4 protein-coding genes are annotated in these 5,874 nt (G+C 44.5%); all 4 read left to right on the top strand.

Translation table 11 applies throughout. From position 1 onward, the window contains the following. Positions 1-163: 163 nt before the first annotated feature. The 4 genes from JUF21_RS11600 to JUF21_RS11585 all read left to right on the top strand — a co-directional run bounded on the left by JUF21_RS11600 (position 164) and on the right by JUF21_RS11585 (position 5,738). Entirely contained in the window at positions 164-2,860 is a 2,697-nt protein-coding gene (locus tag JUF21_RS11600; RefSeq protein ID WP_203664772.1) for a SpaA isopeptide-forming pilin-related protein, read from the top strand. Beyond that, on the top strand, positions 2,853-3,578 hold the full coding sequence (locus JUF21_RS11595; RefSeq protein WP_203664770.1) for a pilin N-terminal domain-containing protein: 726 nt from the start codon (positions 2,853-2,855) through the stop codon (positions 3,576-3,578). The genes JUF21_RS11600 and JUF21_RS11595 overlap by 8 nt, the downstream gene beginning before the upstream one ends. Before the next feature lie 2 nt (positions 3,579-3,580). Then, a complete protein-coding gene (locus JUF21_RS11590) occupies positions 3,581-4,585 on the top strand; it encodes a SpaA isopeptide-forming pilin-related protein (RefSeq protein WP_203664768.1) in 1,005 nt (334 codons plus the stop codon). Positions 4,586-4,658: 73 nt separating this feature from the next. After that, complete coding sequence (locus JUF21_RS11585) at positions 4,659-5,738, top strand: class C sortase (RefSeq protein ID WP_064557568.1); 1,080 nt, start codon at positions 4,659-4,661, stop codon at positions 5,736-5,738. The last annotated feature ends 136 nt before the right edge of the window (positions 5,739-5,874 follow it).

Genomic DNA, 5,874 nt, shown 5'->3' with positions numbered 1-5,874 from the left:
TTCGTCGACTCAACCTTAGCATATAGGCGCACCCAATGGGTGAAACACCAAAGCAGCGCAGTCCCGTGTGAATCGTGAGATTGCGCTGCTTTTTTGAAATTCTATGAATAATCCAGGTAGTATTGTCATTGGTTAAAAGTTTACTTGAGAGGAGGTTAAAAATGTGACGAGGATGACAGCTAAAGTGGCGAGAACTGGACATTTGTTCGCGGTCTTATTGATTTTGATGAGTATGTTAACAGGCTTAGTGACAAGTGGCAGTTCAGTTGTGACAGCCACTGCTAACATTCGCCCAACCTATAAAACTAATGCTAATGGTACCTATCCAGAAAATTCGTGGCAGGTCACGGGACAACAAAATGTGATCAATCAACGCGGCGGGGATCAAGTTTCAGGGTGGGATAACAATACAACATGGGATGGTGATGCGACTAATACCACGAATTCTTACCTAAAATTTGGTGATCCCAATAATCCGGATTATCAGATTCGAAAATATGCTAAAGAGACGAATACCCCCGGATTGTACGACGTTTATTTGAACGTTAAAGGCAATACACAGCAAAACGTGAAGCCTGTAGATATTGTCTTAGTTGTTGATATGTCTGGGTCAATGGAGTCAAACGGACGTCACACGAATCGAGCCGGTGCTGTTCGTACAGGTGTTAAGAATTTCTTGACATCTATTCAAAACGCCGGTCTGGGTAATTACGTCAATGTTGGTTTAATTGGGTTTTCTAGTCCTGGTTATATCGGTGACGAATCGGGTTATATTAGTGTCAAATTAGGCAAAGCAGGTAATGCCAGCCAGCAACAAGCGATTAATGGTGCATTGAGTCCAAGGTTTCAAGGGGGTACGTATACGCAGATTGGTTTGCGGCAAGGATCAGCCATGCTGAATGCGGACACCAGTGGCAATAAAAAAATGATGATTTTGTTAACTGATGGCGTGCCGACTTTTTCTAACAAGGTGATAAATTCAGAGTGGATAAATGGCACATTGTATGGCATTAATTTTGGATCCAGAAGAGATGAACCCAGCGATACCGCACAACTTCGATTGCCGTACACCGATAGTTCAGGTAATATCATACATGATACTTGGCCCGCAACATTAGGTGAGGCTAAGAAGGCAAAAGATAGCGGTAATGAGGTGCACGCTTTAGGCATTCAACTGGCTGACGACCGCGACTACATGACAAAAGAAAAAATACGCCAAAACATGCAACTTATTACCAATTCACCGGATTTATACGAAGATGCTGATAGTGCCGACGCTGTTGAGGCTTATTTGAACAATCAGGCAAAGGATATTATCAAAAATTTTAATACTGTCACCGATGGCACGATCACAGACCCGATTGGTACGCAATTTCAATATGCAAACAACCAGGCGACCGTTACGAGTGTCGGCAAGCAAACTGTGCCAGCAAGTGAGTTGCCAAGTGCGGCGATCCAAGATGGTCAATTGACGGTGAATCACATGAACTTGGGTCAGGATCAGGAAGTTCAAATCCATTATCAAGTCCGGATCAAAACAGAGGATGCTGGCTTCAAGCCTGATTTTTGGTACCAAATGAATGGTGAAACATTGTTGACACCAAAAGCGGGCGCTGCCGCTGTTGACTTTGGGATTCCTTCAGGCAGGGCACCAGCAACTACAGTTTATGTGCAGAAGCAATGGCGCCAGTTAAGCAATCAATCGTTACCGGATACGCTCAACGTCACGGTGCAGCGAAAAGTGGCTGACGGTTCGCTTGATCCAAATTGGCAGCAGACCTTAGTCCTTAAAAAAACTGATAACTGGAAAGCTAGCTTTACGGCACCTGCGTATAACAATCAGGGTCAAAGTTTTTCATATGTCGTTAAGAGTGAAGATGCCTCGGGAATTGATTTGAGTTCGTTTATCAGTTCTCAAAATATGGATCAGCAAACAGCAACGTTGACTTTGACAAATCAGCAGTATGGTTTTCAATTTCAGAAAAAAACAACCGATGGTACTGATTTATCAGCAGATCAGTTGAAGGCCATGCAGTTTAACTTAACCCAGTACAGCGATAACAGTTTTCAGCAGGTATCCAAAACCAACGCCATCACGTCAACGGATCTGCAGGCACTAGCGCCGGGGTATTACGGTATTCAGGAAGCTGCAGCACCTACAGGTTATCAACTTGATGGGACAACGTATCTTTTTCAGCTAACGTCTGATGGGCAATGGCAATACCATGGCACAAAGGACAATGTGACACTAGGGAGTGTTATTAATGGCCAGCAGACTTTGAATCCTGTTGGTGATAAGTCAGATGATTTTACGGTGACCGGAAATCACCAGCAAATTCTGACGCTAACGAAATACGATGAACCAAAGCCATCCATGACTTTGCGGGTCATCAAACAGGATAATCAAAGCCAATATCTTGCAGGTGCAGCGTTCACCCTGCAACCAAGTGCTGGGGAAGCTGAGACGATAACATCATCGGCGACATCTGAGGGACAAGCGTTTGCGACAAAGTTAATTGCAGATGGTACCTATACGATGTCAGAAACAAAAGCACCAGATGGCTATCAAAGCAATCCTGCCAAGATTGCCATTCAGGTAGCTACGACTGGTAAAGGGGCAACCGTCACGATTGACGGTGAGGCATTGAAGCCGGGCGAAAGTAAGAACGGATACACATTAGCGATTGATGGCAGCACGATCACTTTGCAGGCGATTAATCAGCCACTTGCAATTTTGCCGCATACAGGTGGTCAGGGCTATCAGCGATTGCTTGGTATCGCACTGGGATTGATCAGCGCAGCGTTCCTTTTATTACTGGTTGTTTTGATAAAACGACGGGTGGTGAAGCAACATGACTAAATCCTTCCGTCCGTTAGTGATTTTGACCTTTTGCTTGGCACTACTAGTCAGTTTGGCAACGACAACGTTGCAGCAGACACAGGCGGCAACTGTGCCGACCACTGTTGATGTTGTGTTGCATAAGCTGTTGTTTAAAGATACCTTGCCAACTCAACAAGCAAATAACGGGACAACAAAACCCGACTTTTCGCAGGCAGATGTGCCGTTAAACGGTGTGACGTTCACAGTTTATGACGTGACCGCTGACTTTTGGCAGCTTGTCTCCAAAAATGGCGGTGCGATTGAAGCAGCACAAACGACGTTGAGTCAAGATAGCTATCAGCCTGCTAGCTCCAGCCTTATCGCACAGGTTGTGACGGCTGGTCAGGGAGAAGCGTACTTTGGCGATTTACCACTCCGACAGGGGCAGCATGCTGCGGTTTATCTTTTTAAAGAAACGGCGGCACCTAAGAATATTGAAGCCAGTCAGAATCTTGTGGTTGTCATGTCAAGCAACCTTCAACATGGGAATCAATCACGCATTGATTTATTTCCTAAGAACAAAATGGTAAGTCGTCACACCGACGTCCCCAAAAAAGTCCCAAAGAAAACACATCAATTGTTGCCACAAACGGGTGATACAGTTGCAGCTTGGCTTTCAACGCTCGGGTTGATAATCTTCGCGACAGTACTTGCTTTTAACATAAAAAGCCAAAAAATTAATAAGTGGGAGAGATAAGAATGAAAAAGACAATTGCCAAAAAAGTGCTGACATTAACCAGCACGATCCTAATGACATTACTGATGGTTCTCGGGTTTAATGTCACTCGGGTTCAAGCAGATACGAATGATCCGACAACACAAAACGTTGTCCTTACTAAATACGGGTTTGAAAAAGATGTTACTGCCATTGATCGTGCGACTGATCAGACCTGGGACGGCGGCGGTGCTAAGCGCTTACAAGGCGTTGATTTCACCGTTTACAACGTGACAGCCAATTATTGGGCATCGCCTAAGGATTATAAAGGTAGTTTTGATAGTGCTCCGGTTGCCGCAACCGGAACGACTAATGACCAAGGAGAACTAGCCGAAGCATTACCGACCCAATCAAAAGATGCCAGCGGTAAGACTCGTGCTGCTGTCTATCTTTTCCATGAAACCAATCCGCGAGCTGGTTATAACACGTCTGCCGATTTCTGGTTAACCTTACCAGCCAAGGCAGCAGCCGACGGGAATGTCTATGTCTACCCAAAGAATGTTCAAAAGACCACCTATGAGCGCACTTTTGTTAAGAAAGATGCTGAGACTAAAGAAGTGCTTGAAGGAGCCGGCTTTAAGATTAGCAATAGTGATGGCAAGTTTTTGAAGTTGACAGATAAAGATGGTCAAAACGTCAGCATCGGCGAAGGATTTATCGATGTATTGGCCAATAACTATCGATTGACGTGGGTTGCTGAAAGCGATGCTACTGTTTTCACGTCTGATAAGAGCGGTAAGTTTGGCTTAAATGGATTTGCTGATAACACCACAACTTACACGGCAGTTGAAACAAAAGTGCCGGATGGTTATGATGCTGCTGCCAATACAGACTTTAAAGCTGATAATTCGTCTAGCGACATTCTAGATGCACCAAGCGGTATTCTGCCACACACTGGTGGTACTGGCACAGTCATTTTTGCGATTTTGGGCGTTGCCTTAATTGCATTTGGAGCAGTTGCCTATCGCAAGCGCCGCAATGGTTTCTAAAAAGTTAATAAGATAAATGAGTCAAGCAAGAGCGTCGATGGCGCTCTTGTTTTGATATGGCGAGGTAATCAGAGTGACAAAACGGACACGTCGACCTTTAGGCTTGATTGATATTGTGATTGGATGCCTTCTTTTAGCGGGTTTTGGTGTTTTATGCTATCCATTTGCAAGTGATGCTTACGTTTCTTACCAAAATCAGCAAGTCATCGACAGGTATCGACAACAAGAAGCACGGAAGAATCAGATGGTGTTGCGGCGGGAATATAACGACTATCAGCAAAAAAATAAACAGTTGGCAGCAAGTCAGCAAGTGCCCGGCGTTGCCAGTTTTAATCATGCCGTTAATGATCAAGGAACCGCAAAAACAGAGGCCAAACGCAATCAACAAATCTTGACTCGTCAGACAGTTGCTCAGTTGACGATTCCCAAAATTGGCCTTAGTCTGCCGGTTTTTAATCATACAAGCGATTGGCTTCTACAATTTGGCGCCTGTTTATTGGATGGTACAAGTTATCCAACTGGTGGTAAAAATACCCATGCTGTCATTTCAGCGCATCGTGGTGTGCCAAACGCTGAACTTTTTACCCGAGTACCAGCGTTAAAAAAAGGCGACAAGTTTTTTATTAGCATAGGCAATCATAAATTGGCTTACCAAGTCTTTAAGCGCCAGGTTATTGAGCCAAGTGATACCCGGCAGCTAAGAATTGTGCCGGGACAGGATCTTGTGACCTTAATGACCTGCACGCCTTATATGATTAATTCTCATCGATTGTTGATAACGGGTCGCCGAATTCCTTACGTTAAGGCAGATGACGAGGCCTCAAGTTGGGCGGTTTGGTGGAACAAATTAAAGCTAATAGTCGCACTTTTAGGCGCGGTGATCATTTTAGGCGTGATCGGTTTCGTAATGCGCAGTTTGATGCTTGGCCGAAAGCATTATTTGCTGGAAGTACCGGCTGAAGCCACACAGGTCGTGGTGAAACGAGGTCGACATATACATTCTTTTAAATCAGATCAAACTGGGGTGACTGACATCAGCCTGCCTGGGAATCATTATCGAGTCGTAATTGTCACGCCACTTGGCCAGACTAAGTATAAGGCTTATGTCAAAAAAGTTCGGGATAAAAGCTTTCAATTAAAAGAAGATCATTAGGATCTCAAAATTTGTCTAATATCTTTTTGGGTCCTCAATTTTCAAGTCAAGTGCAACGATGATAACGAATCCTTGATAGTGGTCTAGGTTGTTAAGCCATGCGTCGGTAGTAATCGCATGGTCGAAGATAGTTCAG

The organism is Lacticaseibacillus sp. 53-4 (assembly GCF_016861805.1).
Lineage (GTDB): Bacteria > Bacillota > Bacilli > Lactobacillales > Lactobacillaceae > Lacticaseibacillus.
The sequence above is the reverse complement of the archived record's forward strand: the minus strand, read 5'-3'. Positions and strand labels throughout refer to the sequence as shown.

What these genes read in the sequence shown, in the direction of transcription:
- JUF21_RS11595 (WP_203664770.1), top strand. Translation starts at nt 2,853, where the DNA reads ATGACTAAATCCTTCCGTCCGTTAGTGATTTTGACCTTTTGCTTGGCA.
- JUF21_RS11590 (WP_203664768.1), top strand. Translation starts at nt 3,581, where the DNA reads ATGAAAAAGACAATTGCCAAAAAAGTGCTGACATTAACCAGCACGATC.